The 20,145-nt window shown below is 73.4% G+C and carries 12 protein-coding genes; 3 read left to right on the top strand and 9 right to left on the bottom strand.

The window, feature by feature from the left end; all coding sequences use genetic code 11:
- Nucleotides 1–129: 129 nt before the first annotated feature.
- From fxsT to B0675_RS02830, 7 genes are all read right to left on the bottom strand, one after another.
- A complete protein-coding gene (fxsT, locus tag B0675_RS02855; RefSeq protein WP_081217144.1) occupies nt 130–4,077 on the bottom strand; it encodes an FxSxx-COOH system tetratricopeptide repeat protein in 3,948 nt (1,315 codons plus the stop codon).
- Nucleotides 4,074–5,387 carry a TIR-like protein FxsC gene (locus B0675_RS02850; RefSeq protein WP_179165231.1) on the bottom strand — a complete coding sequence of 438 codons (1,314 nt, stop codon included), beginning with the start codon at nt 5,385–5,387 and terminating at the stop codon, nt 4,074–4,076. The genes fxsT and B0675_RS02850 overlap by 4 nt, the downstream gene beginning before the upstream one ends.
- 94 nt (nt 5,388–5,481) lie before the next feature.
- Nucleotides 5,482–6,255, bottom strand: coding sequence for an AAC(3) family N-acetyltransferase (locus B0675_RS02845; protein ID WP_081217142.1), 774 nt, complete (start codon nt 6,253–6,255; stop codon nt 5,482–5,484).
- Nucleotides 6,248–8,437: a radical SAM/SPASM protein FxsB, inactivated metallohydrolase extension form gene (gene fxsB / locus B0675_RS02840; RefSeq protein WP_081217141.1), complete on the bottom strand. Its 2,190-nt coding sequence runs from the start codon at nt 8,435–8,437 to the stop codon at nt 6,248–6,250. The genes B0675_RS02845 and fxsB overlap by 8 nt, the downstream gene beginning before the upstream one ends.
- 144 nt (nt 8,438–8,581) lie before the next feature.
- Nucleotides 8,582–8,743, bottom strand: coding sequence for a hypothetical protein (locus tag B0675_RS41275; RefSeq protein ID WP_164370741.1), 162 nt, complete (start codon nt 8,741–8,743; stop codon nt 8,582–8,584).
- A gap of 206 nt (nt 8,744–8,949) precedes the next feature.
- A complete protein-coding gene (locus B0675_RS02835) occupies nt 8,950–10,635 on the bottom strand; it encodes a GAF domain-containing protein (protein WP_081217140.1) in 1,686 nt (561 codons plus the stop codon).
- 23 nt (nt 10,636–10,658) lie between these two features.
- Complete coding sequence (locus tag B0675_RS02830) at nt 10,659–11,696, bottom strand: rod shape-determining protein (RefSeq protein ID WP_081217139.1); 1,038 nt, start codon at nt 11,694–11,696, stop codon at nt 10,659–10,661.
- A 519-nt stretch (nt 11,697–12,215) separates the two neighbouring features.
- Here B0675_RS02830 and B0675_RS02825 point away from each other — a divergent pair.
- Nucleotides 12,216–15,845 (top strand): S8 family serine peptidase, encoded by a 3,630-nt coding sequence (locus tag B0675_RS02825; protein WP_081217138.1) that lies wholly within the window; start codon nt 12,216–12,218, stop codon nt 15,843–15,845.
- 164 nt (nt 15,846–16,009) lie between these two features.
- Here the strand turns inward: B0675_RS02825 and B0675_RS02820 are convergent, their stop codons facing one another.
- Nucleotides 16,010–17,395 (bottom strand): carboxyl transferase domain-containing protein, encoded by a 1,386-nt coding sequence (locus B0675_RS02820; protein WP_081217137.1) that lies wholly within the window; start codon nt 17,393–17,395, stop codon nt 16,010–16,012.
- Nucleotides 17,388–18,932, bottom strand: a complete 1,545-nt coding sequence (locus tag B0675_RS02815) for an acyl-CoA synthetase (RefSeq protein ID WP_081217136.1) — start codon at nt 18,930–18,932, stop codon at nt 17,388–17,390. The genes B0675_RS02820 and B0675_RS02815 overlap by 8 nt, the downstream gene beginning before the upstream one ends.
- A gap of 239 nt (nt 18,933–19,171) precedes the next feature.
- On the opposite strand from B0675_RS02815, the gene B0675_RS40360 reads away from it, so the two are divergent.
- The gene (locus B0675_RS40360) at nt 19,172–19,468 is read left to right on the top strand and encodes a hypothetical protein (RefSeq protein ID WP_107482546.1); all 297 of its coding nucleotides are present in this window, start codon (nt 19,172–19,174) and stop codon (nt 19,466–19,468) included.
- A complete protein-coding gene (locus tag B0675_RS02810) occupies nt 19,465–20,094 on the top strand; it encodes a toxin-antitoxin system, toxin component (RefSeq protein ID WP_179165230.1) in 630 nt (209 codons plus the stop codon). The genes B0675_RS40360 and B0675_RS02810 overlap by 4 nt, the downstream gene beginning before the upstream one ends.
- Nucleotides 20,095–20,145 lie beyond the last annotated feature (51 nt).

The raw sequence follows: 20,145 nt of genomic DNA, 5'->3' as shown, positions 1-20,145 counted from the left end.
CCGGTCCGCCGGCCCCTGTCCGCGACACGAGACCCCGCCGTCGGAGCGCCCGGAGCGGAGCCTCCGGAGCCTCCGGAGCGCCCGGAGCAGCCGGACCTCGGCCACTCCGGGCGCCCCCGCGGCCGCGTCTCACACCGCCAGCGGTTCCAGGTCCCGGTAGATGCGGCGGTCGTCCGCGGCGACGCGGGTCAGGCCGTTCTCCTCGCCGAGCAGCGCGCGCAGCTCCGACAGGGCCTCCTCGCGCAGCCGGCGGGCCTCGTCCCGGCGGCCGAGCGCGGCCAGGGTGAGGCCCGCGTTCGCGACGACCGCGAGGGTCTCCGGATGGTGCGGGCCGAGCACCGTACGGAGGGTCACCATCGCCTTCTCCTCCAGTTCGCGGGCCTCCTCCAGCCGGCCCTGGTCGGCGAGGACGTTGGCGTAGTTGACGCCCGTGAACAGGGTGTGCGGGTGCTTCTCGCCGAGGACCTCGCCCATCCGCCGCAGCACCTTGCGGAACACCTTCTCCGCCTCCTCGGCGTCGCCGCAGCCCCAGTGGAAGATCCCCAGGTTGTTCAGCGCCGCCTGGGTGTACGGGTGGGCCTCGCCCGGCACCTTCATGTACTCCGTGAGGGCGTCCCGGGCCACCTCGCGCGCCGCCTCCCGCTCGTCCGCCGCGAACAGGTCCGCCGCCATGTTGAGGTCGCAGGCCAGCGAGTCCGGCGTCGGCGCCTCGTACTGCTGCCGGTACTGCGCGCGCGTCGCCGTCGTGAGCCGGCGGGCGTCCTCGAACTCGCCCGCCCGCCGCAGCGACACCGCGAGGGACTTGGCGCAGCTCAGCGTGCCGGGGAAGTCCTTGCCGAGGATGCGCTTGTGGGCGTCGTAGGCGCGGGAGAGGAGGGACACCGACTCGCCGTAGCGGCCGACCTCGCGCAGGTCGCGGCCCAGGCGCGCCGCCGAGGCGAGCGTGTACGGATGGTCCGGGCCGAGGACCTCCGTGCGGCGGTCGAAGGTCTCCTGGTCGAGGACGCGGGCCTCGCCGTACCGGCCGACCATGCGCAGCGCCAGCGCCAGGTTGTTCGCGGCGCTCAGGGTGCGGCGGTGCGACTCGTGGAAGATCTGCCGGAACCCTTCGTGCGCCTCGCGCGCGTAGTCCACCGCCGACTCGTACACCCCGAGCGCCGCGAGGTCGCTGGCGAGGCCGGACATGGTGACGTACGTGTGCGGGTGCGTGGGCCCGAGGACGCGCTGCTGGCGCTCCAGGAGCGCCGTGTTGATGTCCCGGGCCTCCACGTAGCGGCCCTGGGACCGCAGGACGTTGCCGAGCTGGCAGCGCAGGTACAGGAACTGCACGTCGTCCTCGCCGAGGATCGGCTCCCAGTGGGCGAGGAGCTCCTCGGCGAGCGCCTGCGCACCGGGGAACTCGCCGCGCTTCCACAGATAGCGGACGCGGTCGATGAGGAGCCTGCGGGTGGCGGAGTCGGTGCAGTTGCGGGCGTCCGAGGCCGCCAGATGCGGCCAGATGACCGCGAAGCGCGGCCAGGTCTCCGGGTCGTCGATCGGCTCGTCGCCGTCGGGCCGGCAGCCCGCGAGGACCGTGTGCACCACATGCCGGGCCTGCCGCTGCTCCTCCTCGGTGAGCTGCGACCGGATCACGGCCTGCACCAGCCGGTGGACCTGGATGCTGTTGCTGACCTGGTCGACCTTGGCGAGCGCGAACCGGCCGATCTCCCGGATCACCCGGCCCAGCAGCAGGCTCTCCTGGAGCGCCGGGTCGTACGGCCTGAGGGCGTCGATCATCTCCTTGCTGTAGAGCAGGTGCGAGGAGATCGGCTCGGCGGCGAGGAACGCGCACAGCTGGAGCAGCCGCACCGACGCCGGGGACCGTTCGCGGAGCCTGGCTATGGAGATGTTCCAGGTCGCGGCCACCGTCTGCGGATAGTCCGCGGGCTGGTTGAGGTCCAGGACCTCGGTGGTCTGCTCGGCGAGCTGGCGCAGGTAGTCCTCGATCGGGGTGGCCGTCTCCGCGAGCCAGGCCGCCGCCTGCTCGACGGCCAGGGGCAGGTCACCGACCGCGGTCGCGACCCGGTCGGCCTCCTCGACGGTCAGCCCGGAGGCGCGCCGGGTGAGGTGCTCGACGCTCTCCTCGCGCAGGAACACGTCGATGGGCAGGGAGGCGCCCTGCTGAGCCCACGCCTGGTTGCGGGAGGTGACGAGGATGTGGCCGCCGCCACCGGCCGGGAAGAAGCGGGTGAGGCGGGCCGGGTCGTCGGCGTTGTCGAAGATCAGGATCCACCGTTTGGTCGGCGCCCCGCGGGCCAGCATCTGCACGGCCTCCTGGCTGGCCAGGTTGATGTCCTCGCCGCTGGGCGCGCCGATGCGGGCGGCGAGTTCGGCGAGCGAGGAGACCACGTTGCCGGGGTCCTCCGCGGAGATCCACCACACCAGGTCGTAGTCGGCCATGAACCGGTGCACGTACTCCAGCGCCACCTGGGTCTTGCCGACGCCGCCGAGTCCGTACAGCGCCTGCGGCTGCGGCAGCACGACGGAGATGCCGCCGCCGAGCTGGTCGCGGACCCGGTCGAGGATGACGTCGCGGCCGGTGAAGGTGTTGTTCCGCTGCGGCGCGCTCCAGATGGCCGGGGTGCTGCCCGGGAACCGGGGCCCCGCCGCGCCCGGTTCGACGGGCCGGCCCGGCAGTTCCAGGGCGCCGAGGAGCGCGCTGACGCACTGGGCCTCGTCGAGCCGGTGCAGGTCCACCGGATTGCGGTCGAGGTAGGACTGCGGGAGGTGCACCTCGTCCACCCGGACGGGGACGACGCTGCCGTGCGCCGCGTCGTGCGGGGCCTCGTCCTCGGCGTCCGTCAGGGCGCGCCAGAGGGGGTCGGCGTGCCGGGACTTGCGGAACGCCTTGGACAGCAGCACGAGGGTGCGGGTCGCCGGGTCCGGGCGGTCGACGGGGCCGGACGCGACGTCGTGCGGGGTGACGCGGCAGCCGGCCCGCTTGAGGAGCGACTCGATCCAGTCCGCCCACACGCGGTTCTCCGCCGTGTACGCGATCACCACGTCCGCCGCGGTGGAGATGGGCCGCCGCCTGAGGAACGCGTCCCGGCAGCGCAGCCGCACGGGCTCCGGCACCGGCGGCAGGGCGGTCACCGTGCCGTCCGTGATGACCGCGGTGAGCCGTTCGAACGCGGACAGCAGCGAGTTGGCGATGCCGCTCTCGTCGCCGACGGTCGCGAGGGTCTCCTCGTAGGCGTAGTACGGGCGGTACGGGATCTCGACGGCGCCCCAGTAGGCGGTCAGCTCCTCGCCCGCCATCTCCTCGCCGCCGAGCCCCTTGGGCAGTCCGTCGAACTTCAGACGGGCCAGCGCCCGTCCGGCGTCCACCTTCTCCTTCTCGCCCTCGTCGATGCGCATCGGAACCGGCAGGACCCGGATGGGCCGCTTGCGGTACCCGTCCTCGACGCTGCGGGCGACGGCCGCCGCGCCGTCGAGGGACTGGTCGCTGAGCGTGAAGCAGTCCACCAGCACGTCGGGCATCTGGATGGTGCAGATGTCGGCGTTGTCGGAGAGCCCGGTGCGGCTGTCGATCAGCACGTAGTCGTAGGAGGACCGCATGTCGTCGCGCAGCGCGTCGAGGAAGAGACCTCCGCCGAGCCGTTCGTAGAAGTTGTCCCACTCGAAGGAGGAGACGCTCGCCGAGTACGAGCGGTCCTGGCGGCCGGCGGAGAGGAAGTCGAGCGATCCGCCCTCCTGGAAGCGCAGTCCGAGGCGCTCGGGCGTCAGGGAGATGGCGTGCTGCTCGACTCGCGCGTAGTCCCGGTGCCACTCGCCGGAGCGCTGGGTTCCGGTGGTCGCGGCCCACGCGTACTCGTTGATGATGTCGATGACGCCGGTGGTGGCCGCGAGCGCGTTGGGGTCGAGGAAGGGGTGGAAGAAGCGGTGCAGGCCGGGAGCCTCCAGGTCCCAGTCGACGGCGAGGACGCGCCGGCCGTTGGCGGCGAGGATCCAGGCCGTGTTGGCCAGCGCCATGGTGCGGCCCGTGCCTCCCTTGTACGAGTAGAAGGTGATGATCCGTCCGTCCTGCACGGCCGTCATGCTTCTTCTCCTCCGTGGTCGGATCCGCCGTCGGGCAGCGGCGGGTGGGTGGGGCCCATCAGGCGGGGCCGGCGGACGGCCGGGCCCGCGGGCGGATGCGCCTCGGCGTGCTTCAGGTACTGCCGGGTCGCGTGCGCGACGACGACAGGGAGTACGTCGGTGAAGGCCTTCAGCGTGGGCACGCCGTTGACGGCGACCCGGCAGTCCGCGCGCCGCCCCCGGTCGAGGATCAGCGGCAGCGTCCGTTCGAGCTCCGCCGCCAGTCGCCGGCCCTCCTCGCCGTGGCACTGGATGTCGGTCCGGTTCCACGGGACGACCGCGCTGATCCACGGCCGGGCGCTGGCGTCGAACGCCTTGAGCCTGCGGGCCCGTTCCTCGTCGGTGAGCGCCCAGCGGTCGACGAGCAGGATGCCCGGATGGCTCGGTCCCGCCTTCTCCGTGTCGTCCGCGCCCAGGTCGTCGTCGGTGGTCTCGTCGTCGAACGAGGACACCGTGATCCGGTAGTCGAGGGAGCGGATGAGCTCCTCGGCGAGCGCGGGCAGCGAACGGGTCGACTCCGAGTGGTACGGGTTCCAGTCCTGGGCGTCCTCGCCGTACGGGCGGGTGTCCCGGTGCTCGGGGATGCTGTGCCGGGTGGGCGCCGCCACCGTCAGATGGATCCGCCGGGGTCCCTCGCCGCGCGGCTTGAACGCACTCGGCGTGCTCTCGTAGGGGCGGGGTCTGCTGGACTGCAGCGGGGACTCCTGCGCGATCTGCACGATCCGCTGGGCGAGTCCGAGCACCGTCTCCTCGTACTCGTCGCGCAGCCGGTTCAGTTTGATCAGACCGTAGATGCCGTTCGCGGCGTAGCGGTCCCCGAACTGGGCGTGGTCCACATGGATGTGCCGTACGGAATCCGGGAGTTGGGCGTAGTCGATATGCGTCCACAGGGCCGGGACGATCGCCTGCACGGCGCCGTTGCCGGTGGCCCGGGCCCGCAGAATACGTTCGTTGAAGGCGAACCATTCCCGTCCGCAACTCTCACTGGTGAAGTAGCGCGGCGAGAACAGCGGAACGAAAACACGGCAGTTGGCGAGGTTCTCGCTGAGTTTCTCCGGCCACCCGTCGCCCGAACGCATCTCCCGGTCCATGAACCCGGCGGGCACCCCCGCGGGCAGGTCGGTGAGCGCCATGATGTGGTCGCACAGATCGGTGAAGAGGACCTGCACCCAGTGGTCCGGGTCCCCGCCACCGGGCCCCCAGGCCGGTGTGTGGGCGTAACTCAGGAAGAAGTACGGCCGGTTGTCCGATGCCCGTTCAGGTATGTCCACGCGCCCCCCTGCCTGTGGATTTGACCCCTACGGGATGTTCACCTGGCCGGAACCCACAATCTTCCCGACCGAGGCCCCGTGCGGGTCGCCTCTTTCACGTCAATCCCTGGCGATATCCAGACATCTGGACCCCGGCCAGATCGACGGCCTCCCGCATCCCGAAGAGCCGCACCGCTCTCCCCGCCATTTCCCGTTCCACCGGGAGATCACGCGGCAGCCGCGCCCCGATCGCCCCGAAGTCCCCGTCGTACAGCGTGATGTCCTCGTACGAGATCCAGTGACCGGGCCGCCCGGTCACGCAGGAGTACGAGCGGAGCGGCGGCGACGGCCGCAGCCGGTACTCGGCGAGGTGGAACGCGCTGCACACCTCGAACCCCACCCGGAACAGCAGGACATGGGCGCCGGCCGCGTAGAGCGCGCCGAGCGGGGAGCGTTCGCCGAGGTGGCAGTCCGGGTCGTGGACGCCGAGCAACTCGGCCGCCCGCGGGCCGAGTCCGGCCAGTGAGGTGTGCGGATGGGTGCTGCGCGCGGCGCCCGGTGTGGTGCGGACGCACTCGGCGAGCACACCCATCGTCGGGCAGGGCGTGGTGGGGGCGTCGAACGGTGGCCGTGACGCGCGGAACGCCCGCTCCTCCTCCTCGGTCATCGCCGCCGTGAGCTCCTTGTAGGCCCGTGAGGTGAAGGAGTTCTCCGGCGAGAACGCGGGCACGACGAGGGTGCCGTCCGGGCCGAGCGCGTCGAGCAGCGCGTCCCGGACCTCGGCGGCCCGCAGGCCACTGCCGCCGAGGGAGGCGTGCACCATGAGGACGCCTCCGCGCGGCACACCCATGTCCCTGAACATGTCGTCCAGCCGGCGCGCGTCAGCCACGGCGGCCGGACCGGCTCGCAGGGAGCGCGTTCACCGCCTGCTTCAGTTCGGCACGCAGCTCGTCCGCCAACACCACGCCGGTCGCGGTGAGTTCGTGGGCGGGGCGGGCTGCCAGCAGGTCGAGGGCGCGGCCGGCCCGCTCCAGGGCGGCGGTCTGCTCGGCCGCCTCGCCGGCCCAGTACGCGGCGTCGCCCAGCTCCGCGCTCGCCTCGTCGAGCAGCCGGCCGGCCCGGTTGCCCGGCACGTTCAGGTCGGCCGTCTCGCGCAGCGCCCGCAGACGCGCCAGCCGTGCGGCGCGCGGCAGTTCCCTGGCCAGGTCCTCGGGCTCGAAGTCCACGGCCAGGCCGATCGCGCCGAGCCCGTGCGCGCCGAGCCGCACGCCCGTTCCGGCGGCGAGCGGGGTGACGGTGGTCAGCGCCGCCGCGTGGACGCGGCCGCGCTCCGGAGGGTGCCGCTCCTCCAGCAACACGTAGGCCCGGCGCAGCCGTTCGGTGAACCGGGCCAGGCCGCCGGGGCCCAGTGGCTCGGCGACCGGCACGGAATAGCAGTCGCGGAGCGGGTCGGCGTCGTCCAGGAGCAGCAGCGTGCCGTCCGCGACGGGGACCGTGGGCACGGGGCGCCACCCGGCCGAAGCCTCCCCCGGGGTGAACTCCTCACCCCAGGGGGTGCTCACCCGCAGCTCGCCGGCCTTCACCGAGACGGCCAGGGGCCCCGCTTCCCGCAGGGTGAGGGTGCCCAGCGCGGGCAGGTGCAGTGCGGCGGCGGGGTGGTCCCAGCGGAGTTCGAGGTCGGCGCGGGCGCGGACGGCGACGGCGACGGCCGTCGCGGCGAGCGGCGCGGCGGAAGCGGGGTCGTGCAGGGCGTCCCTCAATGCGGTGCGGACATAGGGGTGCGCGAGAGTCCTGTCGAGGTGGGGGGCGACGTCGGGCGCGCCGTCAAGCTCCAGGAAGGCCCTCCACACGCCGGACCAGTCGGGCTCCGCCCGGTGCCGGTCGGCGGCGGCCGCCAGGAGGGTCCTGTTCAGCTCACCCTGGTGCCAGACGAGGTCGTCCGCGCTGCTCACGACGGGGGACAGCGCGCGGTCGGTGATCCGCTCCGCCACACCGTCGACCAGCGTGCGCAGGTCTTCGCAGAAGACGGACGGGTTGTCGAACGCGCCCTCGCTGCTGTAGCGGTGCGCGTAGAGGCCACCGCCGCAGGATTCCACGACCGGGCACGAGCGGCAGGTGTCGCTCAGGCCTTCCAGGCCCGCCTGGCGCGCGCGCACACCGGGGTGGAGCGCGAACTCGTCGAAACTGTGCTCGACGACGTCGTAACCCGTCGCGGGGGCGCCGTCGTAGGCCGTCTTCAGCGAGTCGGCCTGCTCGAAGCTGCCATCGGTCTCGACGACCGCGAGATCACTGGGGGCGAGCCCCATGGCCTCCGTCAGGCTCGGCCCCCCTCGCAGGGTGCTGAGAACCGAGTCGAAGGTCCGCACCGGGACGGTGCGCCCCTGCCGCTCCCAGTGATCGAAGATCTTCAGGAGCCAGTCGGCGTACACGGTCGGGGCGTCCGCGGGCCGGGGGGGAGGGTTGTCCCACGTGGAGTGCGGGAGGAGGTAGTCGATCCTGGGCGGATCGAGCGCCACCAGCGCTTCGTGCACGGCGATCGGGTCGTTGGCCACGTCCACGGTGCACAACAGTCCGCTGTAGAGGTGCCTGTACTCCTCCGAGCGCAGCAGGCCGATGCCCTTCACGGCCCGCTCGTGACTGCTGCGCCCGCGGCGGTCGAGCCGGTGGCGGTCGTTGGAGGACCGGTCGCCGTCGAGCGAGACGCTGACTTTGACGCCGAATTCTTTGAATACATTCAGATGGCGGGTGTTCAGCTGCACACCGTTGGTGTGAATGCGGAGGTCCAGCGTGGTGACCGGGGTGATAACGCGTTTGAGTTCCGCACAGATGTTTCTCATCCGGGAGGGGCCCACGAGAAGAGGTTCGCCACCGTGAAGGATCACGGAAACCGAGGGGAGTTCATGTGCTTCCGCATAGGCCGCCAATCTCTCGGCGACCCTTCCGACCGTTTCCTCGGAAATTACGGTCGGGCGCCCTTTCCAGCTCTGATCGGCATGCTCGTACACATAGCAGTGGTCGCAGGCGAGATCGCATCTGCTATGGATCTTGAGGACGAGTTGCTGCAGCTTCACTCGGTGAAGGGTAGCGTCAGGTCGCCCCGTCGAGTGCCCTCAACTTCATGATCGGTCAAGGCAGTTGATGCCTCGCGGACACAAGCGTGGGCGCAGCCGGCGGCGAGGTCGCGCCGGATGCGCCCAGAGCGGGAGGGGTGGCCCCTACAGCGCCGAGTCGAAGGTGATCGGCTTGATCGGACGCCTTTCGAGGACGTCGGTCATGCGTCCCGTGGACGCGGTGATGGCCGACAGGGGAGTGTGCTGCCTGGGCAGGGACTCAGGAGCGGTCGAGTGCTGCGGCGCCGGCGTCACCGAAGGGTTCATGTGAGGACTTTCGACTCTGAGGCTACATGTTTTTTGGCCTTCTCAGCCGGACCCTACAGGAGATCAACAACATTGGCCTGGGGGATCGGTGGATTCCCGGCGGATTCTGCGGTATGAGGGCCAGGTGAATAGCGGAGTCCGGCCGGGTCGGGCCTGTTCATCCGCCCAGGTGAATACGGAACGTCCGTTCGGCAGGTGTAAACCGGTCACAGCGGTGACTGCCAGGTGAACGGCGCGTCCGGGCCGCCGCCGGTCGCCGGGGAGTCGTCCCGGACGGTGAGCCGTACCGCGGGACGGCCGTCCGGCAGGGCGGCCGTCGCGTCGACGTCGACCTCGATCCGGGAGACCCCGGCGCGCCGTGAGGCGACGGCGAGGGCGCGGCGCAGGGCGGCGACGAGGTGTCCGGCGACGGACTCCGGGATCCGGTCCTCGACGGGGCCGGTGAACCGGACGGACGGCTGGAAACCGAGCAGGGCTCCCGCGCCCGCCGTCTCGCGCAGCACCTTGCCGCGGAAGGTGGTGGGCGCGTCGGCGGGCGGCTGCTGGAGGGCGAAGATCGCGGTGCGGACCTCCTGGATGGTGGACTGCAGCTCGTCGACGGCGTGGCCGAGCGTCGCCCGCACCTCGGCGCCCCCGCCGTCCCCCGGCTTGCCCGCCCCCGCCGCGTCCGCCGGGCCGCCGGCCCCCGCCGCGTCCGTCGGGCCGCCGGTTCCCTCCGCCCGGCTCCGGCGCAGCGTGGACTCCAGCATCATGCCGGTGGCGAACAGGCGTTGGACGACCAGGTCGTGCAGGTCGCGGGCGATGCGGTCGCGGTCCTCGTAGACCGCGAGACGCTCGCGGCTGTGCCGGGCACCGGCGAGGACGAGCGCGAGCGCGGCCTGCGAGGCGAACTGGGTGGCCAGCAGACGTTCGACCCGGGTGTACGGGCGCTCGCCCCGGGCCCGCGGCAGGGCCAGCGTGCCGATGAGCCGGCCCTCGGTCTCCAGGGGAAGCATCATGCTCGGCCCGAACCGGGAGCGCACCGGCGTCGTCATCCGCGGGTCGGTCGCCGAGTCGTCGATGAACACCGGTTCCCCGCCGAGGAGTTGTTCGAGGACCGGGCTGCCGGGCGCGATGGTGGTGCCGACGATGCCGTCCGGATCCTCGTGCGTGGAGGCGGCCACGATCTCCATCCCGCCCTCCGGGGTGGGCTGGAGGATCACCCCGGCCGTCGCACCCGCGAGGAGCCGGGCCCGCTCGGCGACCGTCAGCAGCGCGTCGTCGGCGCTCTCTCCGGTGAGCAGGGCCGTGGTGACGGCGGCGGCGCCCTCGATCCAGCGTTCCCGCTGCCGGGCCGTCTCGTACAGCCGGGCGTTGGCGATCGCGATCCCGGCCTGCGTGGCGAGGAGCCGGACCACCTGCTCGTCCTCCGGGGTGAAGGGGCCGCCGGACCTGTCCGCGAGGTAGAGGTTCCCGAACACCTCGTCGCCGACACGGATGGGGACGTCCAGACAGAGGTCGGGGGCGAGGTGGGGGTCGGCGTCGGCCTCGGTTCCGGCGCCCGCCTCGGCCTCGGCGGCCGCGCCGGTGGCCGTTCCGGTCCCGCCGCGGCTGTCGCCGGGGCCGGTGCTGTCGCCGTGTCCTGCACCGTCGCCTTCGGCGGCTGCTCCGGCGGCCTGCGAAGGCCGGTCGGGCACCGTCGTGCGGATGCGGACCAGGCCGTCCCGGCCCGGGTCCGTCGTGCCGAGGGCCGCGGACCGGGCGCCGGTCAGCTCCGCCGCCGCGTCCACGATCCGCTGGAGCGTGGCGCGCAGTTCGAGGTCGGTGCCGACGCGCAGCACCGCTTCGAGGAGGGGCGGGAGCCCGGGGACGGGATCGGGCCCGCGGCCGGGTACGTGTGCGGGACCGGTCATGCGAGACCCCCGGGCGCCGGGAGTCAGCCGGCCAGCGGGTCCAGGATCAGCGGCTCGATCTTGCCCTCCAGCATGTAGCCGAGCCCCTGGACGGCACAGACGTCGGGCCGTTCCGCGATGTGCACCGGCATGCCCGTCGCCTGCCGCAGCATCTGGTCGAGGCCCGGCAGCAGCGCGCTGCCGCCGACCATCATGATCCCGCGGTCGGCGAGGTCGGCCACCAGGTCGGGCGGGCAGGTGCGGAGCACCTTGCCGATGCCGTCCAGCACCGCGGTCAGCGGGGTCTGGATCGCGTTGCGCACGGCGGCGGTGTCGACCTGCACGGAACGGGCGAGGCCGGTGGCGACGTCCCGTCCGTGGATCTCGGTGAGGGCCGGTCCGTGCGGGGTGAGCCCGTTGCCGGAGAGCGCGATCTGCAGGGGCCGTACGGCCTGGCTCGGCAGCATCAACTCGTGCTGGTGGCGCAGGTGCTGGACGATCGCGTGGTCGACCGCCTCACCACCGACCGGGATGCGTTCGGCCGTCACGATCGAGCCCAGCGACAGGACGGCGAGCTGGGTGGCGGCGGCCCCGCACACCATGATCATGGTGGCCTCGGGCCGTTCCACGGGCAGACCGCAGCCGACCGCGGCGGCGATCAGGGTGTCCACCAGCTCGACCCGCCGGGCCCCGAGGCCGACCAGCGTCTCGATCGCCGCGCGCTGCGCCAGCGGGTCCGCGTCGTGCGGGGTGCAGGCGGCGGCCCGCAGCCGGGGCTTGCGGCGCAGCGCGCGGCGCACCTTGTCGCCGAGCAGGTGACGCAGCATCCGCTGCGCCATGTCGATGTCGACCACCGTGCCGCCGGAGACGGGACGCACGACCCGGATGTAGTCGGGCGTACGGCCCGTCATCTTCTCCGCGAACTCACCGACCGCGATCAGCGCGCCCGTCTTCGTGTTGATCGCCGCGACGCTCGGCTGGTCGACGACCAGGCCCGCGCCCTTCACGTACACACGGGTCCTCGCGGCGCCCAGGTCGACGGCGAAATGGCAGCGGCGCAACTGCTCCAGGCTGGCGGTCATGGCGGGTCCTCCCGAGAGCGCAGACCGTGTGGGGCTCCGCCGGGCGGCGGTCCTCTCTTCGCATCCTCGGCGCGCGGGGCGGGCGCCGCCCTTTGTGGGGGGCCGGGCGGGGTGCCGCTGGACGGGTGGTCTTCCGCCGCCCGCTCCCGCACACGGCCGCGGTGTCCCACGCCGGGCTCCCGGCGCGCCCGTCCGACCGGCGGTATCCCCGGCCGCCGCGGGCCGATGACGGATGGTCAGCCACCCGGGTCCGGTCACCGGGACGCCCGACTGACATCACGTCAGCGCATTGCCCGCCCTCGTGACCCCTGCCCCCGGCCGTCCGGCGGCCGCCGGGACCTGTCCCGGTTTCTGTCGCTCCTACCGCCGTGTCCCCGTCCGTGACCTGGCGGGAAGCCGCCAGGGCGCCTTCCCGCCAGGTTCCGTCAACACCCGCGCAACACAAGCCCCCCGACACTCTTCGCAAGCCCCGGGCACCACCCCCGTCCGGCGCGGTACGGCGATGAAGAGAGGGCACCAATGACCAGAGGACCAGCGAGACGTCCGGCGGCGCTGCTGTCGGCCGGGCTCGTGCTCGCCCTGCTGCCCATGGGGCGGGCCGGCGCGCTCGACGCCGCGGGAACCGGCGACACCGGCACCCCGGCGTCGAAGCGGGCCGCGTCCGCGGCGCACACCGTCACCCTCGTGACCGGCGACAAGGTGACCGTCACCGACGTCGGCGGCGGCAAGAAGACGGTGTCCGTGGTGCGGCCCCGGGGTGCCACCGGAGCGGTGCGCACCCAGGTGGCCGACGGGGCCGTCACCGTCGTACCCGACGAGGCGCTGCCGTATCTGCGGGCGGGCACCCTCGACCGGCGGCTGTTCGACGTGAGCGAGCTGATACGTCAGGGGCTCACCGACCAGAAGACGCACGAGCTGCCGCTGATCGTCACCTACGACGCCAAGGCACGGGCCGCGATCCCGGCCGGGGCCGAGCGGACCCGGGCACTGCCCAGCATCCGCGGTGCCGCCGTCGACTCGGACAAGGGCCGGACGTTCTGGAAGGCGGTGACCCGCCAGGACGGCATCGGCAAGGTGTGGCTCGACGGCCGCGTCAGGGCCGACATGGCGGAGAGCAACGCGCAGATCGGCACGCCCGAGGCGTGGGAGGCCGGTCTCACCGGCAAGGGCGTGACCGTCGCCGTCCTCGACACCGGTGTCGACACCGGCCACCCCGACCTGGCAGGACGCGTCACGCAGACCAAGAGCTTCATCGACGGACAGGAGGTCGCCGACCGCAACGGGCACGGCACGCACGTCACCTCCACCGTCGGCGGCAGCGGCGCCGCCTCGGACGGCAAGGAGAAGGGCGTCGCGCCCGACGCCACGCTCGCCGTCGGCAAGGTGCTCAGCGACGAGGGCTCGGGCAGCGACTCGCAGATCATCGCCGGCATGGAGTGGGCCGCCCGCGACGTGCACGCCAAGGTGATCTCGATGAGCCTCGGCTCCACCGAGGCCAGTGACGGCACCGACCCGATGGCGCTGGCCGTCGACAGCCTCTCGAAGGAGACCGGCGCCCTCTTCGTCATCGCCGCGGGCAACACCGGCACCCGTTCCTCCATCGGTTCGCCCGGCGCCGCCGACTCCGCGCTGACCATCGGTGCCGTCGACTCCGCCGACGAGGCCGCCTACTTCACCAGCGCCGGACCGCGCTCCGGCGACAACGCCCTCAAGCCCGACCTGTCCGCGCCCGGCGTCGACATCCTCGCCGCCCGCTCGACGCTCGTCGACGGCAGCGGCCCGTACACGACGATGAGCGGTACGTCGATGGCGACCCCGCACGTCGCGGGCGTGGCCGCGCTGCTGGCGCAGAAGCATCCCGACTGGACCGGCGCGCAGCTCAAGGACGGGCTGATGTCGACGTCGAAGCGGCTCGACGCCTCCGTCTACCAGCTGGGCGCGGGCCGGGTCAGCGTCCCGGACGCGACCGGCGCGGAGATCACCGCCACCGGCAGCGCCGACCTCGGCTTCCACGGCTGGCCCTACGAGGACGACAAGCCCGTCACGAAGACCGTGACGTACACCAACTCCTCCGACGCGGCGGTGCGGCTGACGCTCGCCGCGGAGGGGGCCGGCGAGGGTGTCGCCACCCTCGCCGACACCACGCTCACCGTGCCCGCGCACGGCACCGCCTCCACCACGGTCACCGGCGACGCGGCGAAGGCGCCGGTCGGCGACACGTCCGGGCAGATCGTCGCCTCGGTGGACGGCACCCCGGTCGCCCACACCGCGTTCGGGCTGGTCAAGGAGGAGGAGCGGTACACACTCACCGTCCACGTGAAGGACCGGGACGGCAGGCCGACCGCAGCCGACCTCGCGGTGCAGCAGTTCGCCGCGGGCACCGACCCCTACCCGGCGTCCGTCGGGGAGTCCGGCACCGTGAAGCTCCGGCTCCTGCCGGGCACGTACGGCCTGACGTCCTTCCTCGACGTGCGCGGCAGCCACGGCGCCGACTCGCTCGGCCTCGGCTTCCTCGCCGCACCCCAGATCACCCTCGACCGGGACCGCGAGGTCACCCTCGACGGACGGACGTTGCGGGAGATCGCCGCCAAGGTCGACCGGCGCACCGAGACCCGGCAGCTGCTGATGGAGTACGACCGCAACGCGGGCGGCTCCGACCTGTTCGGCGCGGTCCAGGTGCCGGTCATGTACGACAGCGTCTTCGCGGCGCCGACCCCGAAGGTCACCGAGGGAAGCTTCGACTACCGGACCGTGTGGCGTCTCGGGAAGCCCCTCCTGGAGGTGAAGGGCGTCGGGGACGCGCTCGCCCAGCCCGGCGGCACCCTCATCGAGGGCCGCAGCAAGCTGTCCCTCGTCGACGTCGGTGACGGACCGTTCACCGGGGTGCGCGGCAAGGCCGTCCTCGCCACGCTCACCGACGGCGTCGAGCCGGCCGCGCTCGCCCAGGCGGCCGAGGACGCGGGCGCCAAGGCCCTGTTCGTCACGGACGGCACGGCGGGACGCCTCAACGCCTGGTTCGGCACGGACGACTACACCGACCGGTCCCTTCAGATCGCCACCGTGAACACCGCGGACGCGGCGAAGCTGCGCTCCGCCCGGACGGTCGACATGACCGGCACCCGCAACACGTCCTACGTGTACGACCTCTCGCAGGGCTACCGGGGCGCGGTCCCGGACCGGAGCCTGACCTACGAGCCCGGTCGCCGTGAACTGGCCGTGCTGGACACGAAGTTCCACGCGGTGAAGCCGGTCTCGGGCAGCGAGTTCCGCTACTCGATCGCCGCCCCCTTCCCGATCGGCATCGGCTTCCAGGAGCGCGTCGACTACCCGGCCGAGCGCACGGACTACGTCTCCACCGGCCCCGGCCAGACCTGGACGGAGTCCGCGTTCGTCGGCGAGGGCACGCTGGAGGAGCGCAGCGGCCTGGTCCCCTACAAGGGCGGCACCCACGACACCCTCGACTGGTTCAAGCCGGTCTGGCACCCCTGGCTCGGCACCGGACTCGGCTGGGGCCAGCAGCGCAACGGCAACCAGATCCAGTTCAACACCCCCGGCTGGGGCGACTCCGGGCCCGACCACACCGGCTTCGGCGACGTGTGGAGCGAGGAGTCCGGGATGACCCAGACCACCTCGGTGTACCAGGACGACGTCCTCGTCGACCGGGGCACCAGCTCGGCCGCCTACGTGTGGGAGGCGCCCGCCGACGAGCACACCTACAAGGTCGTCACGGACACCGCCCTCGACCCGGAGCGCTGGAAGCTCTCCACCAAGGGGCACACCGAGTGGACCGTCCGCTCGGCGGCCACCCCCGAGGACCGCTCCACCTTCCTCCCGCTCCTCAACCTCGGCTTCGACGTCGACACCGACCTCACGGGCGACGTCCGCCACGGCCTCGTCCCGGTGGGCCTCTTCGCCGAGTACGTGAAGGGCGCGCCGGACACCGGCACCATCGGCGGCGGAAAGCTGGAGGTGTCCTACGACGACGGGAAGACCTGGAGGAAGGTGCCGCTCCTCGGCCACCAGGCCTCCTGGAAGGGCCTGTTGGCCGTCCCGCGCGGCGCCGGCTTCATCTCGCTGCGGGCCTTCGCGCAGGACGACCAGGGCGGCACGGTCACCCAGGAGATCATCCGGGCGGTGGGCGTGAAGTGACCGGCCGCCGCGCGGCACCCCCGCCGACCAGGGGTGCCGCGCGGCGGCCCACGGAACGGGAGACTCGGCACCCCCGTCCCTCCGTACAGGAGGGACGCGGCGCGCCGGGCCCCCGGGTGGCCGCCGGTTCCCCTTGGGAGGGGGGAGCCGGCGGCCGTGTCCGTTCACCCCCGGAAAGGCTCCGCGATGCCCCGGATCACGCCGAGCTCCAGCAGGTCCTGCGGCCGGACGCGGAGCTGGTCGGCGGTCGCGTGGACCTCGTCGGCGGGCCGCTTGAGGATCGCCGCGGCCGCCTCCGGAGCGATGACGGAGAAGTAACTGTCCGGCGTGGCCCACGTGTTGCCGGGCGCGGCCAGGGCCAGTGCGCCGCCCGAGCCGCCCTCCCCGATCACCAGCGTCGTGACCGGCGTCCGGGCGGCCGCCACCGCGGCGAACAGGTCGGCGATCGCCGGCCCGGCCCCCTGCCGCTCCGCCTCCGCGTCGTTCGCCGCGCCCGGAGTGTCCACCAGCGTCAGCACCGGGACGCCGAGCCGGCCCGCCAGCCGGACCAGCCGGGCGGCGGTGCGGTACCCCGCGGGACGGGTCGCCGTCCCGCGCTGGGCGGCGAACGCGACCGTCCGTCCGTCGCGCGTGCGGCCGAAGCCGCACTCCATGCCGTCGTCGGTGCCGCCGCAGCGGTCACCGCTGATCGTCGCCCGGCGGGTGAAGTACGCGTCCAGATAGGCGTCGGCACGCGGACGTCCGCCGGCGCGGGCGCGCTCCACCGCGTCCCAGCCGGTGGCGGGCAGCCCGCCTCCGCCCAACGCGGCGGGAACGGGGGCAGGTTCGGCGGACGGACGGCCGAGCAGGTCCAGCCAGAGGGCCAGCGTCTCCCGCAGCACCTCGCGGGGGACCAGCGCGTCGACCGCGCCGGCCGCGAGCTGCGCCTGGGCCGTGTACGCGGCCGGGTCGGCGTCGGCCGGCCGGACCCGGGAGCCGGCGAAGGCGACCTGGGCCCCGGGCAGCGCCAGGGTGACGTCGGCGCCCGCGCCGAGCGTGGCCCAGCCGCCGCCGGTCGTCGGGTCGCGCACCACGGCGACCTGCGGGAGTCCCGCCTCCCGGGTGAGCTCCGACTGCCGCGCGACGCGCTGGAGCTGGGTCAGGGCGACCATGCCCTCCTGCATCCTGCTGCCGCCGGTGGCGACGAGCGTGACGACGGGGAGCCGGTGGGCGCGGGCGTGCGTGTGGGCCGCCTCCAGACGGGCCCCGGTGCGCTCGCCGAGGGAACCGCCGAGGAAGCCGAACTCGAAGGCGACCAGGACGGCGGTGACCGGTCCGAGCGGCTCCCGGCCGTCGGTCGTCGTGCCGAAACTCGCCGTCCCGAACGTCGCCGTGCCGCAGACGACGGACTCCTCCTCGCCGGTGCGGTCGGCCGCACGAGCCCGCGCCGCGTCGTACCCGTCCCACGACAGCGGGCCGTCCGGGCCGGACTTCCCCTCGGGGGAGGGGAGTTCGGCGAAACTGTCGGTGACCTGGGCGATGGCCTCGCGGGCCGAGAAGCGTTCAGTCACGGGGCAGCTCCCTCTTCAGGATCTTGCCCATGTCGTTGCGGGGCAGCTCGTCCAGGAACCGCACCGTGCGCGGCCGCTTGTGCGGCGCGAGGCTGCCGGCCACATGATCGGCCAACTCCCCGGCGGACGGCGGACGTTCCGGGTCGGCCGGCACGATCCAGGCGGCCACCCGCTCCCCGAGGTCGGCGTCGGGCTCCGCGGCGACGGCGGCCTCGCGGACGCCGGGGTGGTCGAGCAGCGCGTTCTCGATCTCCCCCGCGCCGATCTTGTAACCGCCGCTCTTGATCAGGTCGGTGGCCTTGCGGCCGACGATCCGGACGGCGCCGTCCGGATCGAGGACCGCCATGTCCCCGGTACGGAACCAGCCGTCCGCGGTGTACGCGGCGGCCGTCGCGTCGGGCCGGTGCAGGTACTCCGTGAACAGGTTCGGCCCCCGCACCTGGATCTCGCCCACGCTCGTGCCGTCGTACGCGCCGGTCGGGGTGCCGTCGGCCTCGTACCCGGCGATCGTCGTCCCGTCCTCCTCGACGAGCCGCAGTCCGACACCGGGCAGCGGAACGCCCACCGTGCCGGGGCGGCCCTCCGCGTCCGCCCGCACGCTGGTGTTCATCAGCGTCTCCGTCATCCCGTAGCGCTCGACGACCCGGCGGCCCGTCGCGGCCGTGATCCGTTCGTGGTCGTGCAGCGGCAGCGCCGCGGACCCCGACACCAGCAGCCGCGCCCGGCCGAGCGCCGCCGCCAGCTCCGGATTCCCGTCGAGTTCCTCGGCGATCCGGTGGTACATCGTGGGCACCCCGAACAGCATGGTCGCCCCGGCGTCCAGCTCCCGCGCCACCCCCTCGGTGCTGAACCTCCCGAGGTGCCGCACGGACCCGCCGCGCCGCAGCGGGCCCAGCACGCCGAGGATCAGCCCGTGCACATGGAACAGGGGCAGTCCGTGCACGAGGACGTCGTCGCCGGTCCACTGCCAGGCGTGGGCGAGCGCGTCCAGCGTCGAGGCGACCGCCCGGCGCGGGATGACGGCACCCTTGGGCGGGCCGGTGGTCCCCGAGGTGTACACGACGAGGGCGGGAGCCGTGGGGTCGGTGACCGAACCGGCGGACGCGAAGGCGTCGGTCCCACCGGCGTCGGCCGTGTCCGGAACATCCGGCCGTTCCGCCGGGCCGGCGCCGCCCGTGCCGGGGACCTCGACGTCGATCCTGCGCAGTGCCGCGAGCGGGGCGGGCAGGGTCTCGCCCGGGGCGGCGAGCACCAGGGACGGCGCGCTGTCACCGAGGATGTGCCCCAGTTCCGCCACTCCCGACTTCGGGTTGAGCGGCACCGCCGGCACTCCGGCGAGCAGCGCGGCGACGACGCCCACGGCCGTCTCCAGGGTCGGGGTCGCCCACACGGCGACCCGCCCGACACCGTCGAGCCGCGCGGCCAGCGCCCCTGCGGAGGAGGCGAGTTCCGCGTACGTCAGGGACCGATGACCGAAGCGCAGCGCGGACCGGTTCGCGACCGAGCCGCTCACCAGGGCCGGGAAGAGGGAGAACACGAGGACTCCTTGCCGTGAGACTTCACCGGGACGGACAGCCTCTTCCTACACGATGGCGCTCCCGCGGCGGGCGGTCGGGCGCCCCCTCCGCGTCGGGGACGTGGAGGGCGGGTGCGGACGCCGTGACGATCGCCCGGGATGCGGGCTCGATCGTCCGGGAACCGTGGCGCCGACGGACCGGGCCCCGTAATGTCGGCCGGGCGCGACAACTTGATGAGTCAACTGCCGGGAGCCCTTTGGTGAGTCAGTCCCCGCCACCCCGTCCCGAGACCCGCGTACGCCTCGACGCGCCGACCGCCGGGCAGGGCCAGGACCGGGGCGACGTCCTCGTCCGGTGCGTCCTTTCGTCCCGGACGGTCCTGCCCGTGGAACGGGTCCGGGCGGTGGGGGCGGCCGGGCCGGTGCGCGACGCCCGGACGGGCGGAGCGACGGGCGGCCGGACCCGGGACCGGGTCCACGCGCCGTTCGGGCCGCGCCCCGTTCCGCGCGCGAGCCGGGTGGCCGGCCCGCCGGGCGGCGAGGGAGCGGACCGATGAAGCGGCCGGCCGGCGCCGTCGGAAGACTGCTCACCGCACTGCGTCCGCGCGGCGCACGCTCCGGGACGCGGGCCCTCGCGACGGAACTCGGCCGGGAGCTCCGGCACCGGATCGACGCTCCCGTCGACGTGCGGGAGCTGGCCCGGGCGCTGTGCGAGGAGATGAGCCGGCGGCGGGGCGGCCGGCCCGTCCAGCTCCGCTTCGAACGGTTCCCCGACGAGATCGAAGTGACCGGTCTGTGGATGGAGTTCGGCGACTTCGACCTGGTCGTCGTCGAGGAACGCGCGGAGACCGTGCAGCAGCTCGTCATCCTCGGCCACGAGCTGTGGCACATGAAGGAAGGGCACCGCGACCACCACGTGGACGGCGCCTCCGCCGTCGCGCGCGCCGCTCTCTCGGGCCGTCCCGACTGGACCGGGACGGGCGCGCCCCCGCGACGCGAGTTCGCCCTCACCGTCGCCGCCCGTGACGGATCACGGCAGGCGGACGAGGCCCGGGCCGAGGAGTTCGGCCTGCATCTGGCGAGCGTCTTCCGCTCCTGGCTGACCCGCCCCGGCGGCCGGGGCACGGTCGACCCGGTCGGCCGCGCCATCCGCGCCTCGCTGGGCTACGGCCCCCAGGACTGACCGGCGCGCGTCCCGGACCCGCTTCCGCGGACGGACACCGGCCCCGCGCAC

This window comes from Streptomyces sp. M41(2017) (genome assembly GCF_002078175.1).
GTDB lineage: Bacteria > Actinomycetota > Actinomycetes > Streptomycetales > Streptomycetaceae > Streptomyces.
This window is presented reverse-complemented; position numbering and strand designations above follow the sequence as displayed.

Bases quoted from the DNA above. Each gene is read 5' to 3' on its own strand.
- fxsT (WP_081217144.1), bottom strand. From the start codon at position 4,077: ATGACGGCCGTGCAGGACGGACGGATCATCACCTTCTACTCGTACAAG.
- B0675_RS41275 (WP_164370741.1), bottom strand. From the start codon at position 8,743: ATGAACCCTTCGGTGACGCCGGCGCCGCAGCACTCGACCGCTCCTGAG.
- B0675_RS02835 (WP_081217140.1), bottom strand. From the start codon at position 10,635: ATGACCGGTCCCGCACACGTACCCGGCCGCGGGCCCGATCCCGTCCCC.
- B0675_RS02830 (WP_081217139.1), bottom strand. From the start codon at position 11,696: ATGACCGCCAGCCTGGAGCAGTTGCGCCGCTGCCATTTCGCCGTCGAC.
- B0675_RS02825 (WP_081217138.1), top strand. From the start codon at position 12,216: ATGACCAGAGGACCAGCGAGACGTCCGGCGGCGCTGCTGTCGGCCGGG.
- B0675_RS02810 (WP_179165230.1), top strand. From the start codon at position 19,465: ATGAAGCGGCCGGCCGGCGCCGTCGGAAGACTGCTCACCGCACTGCGT.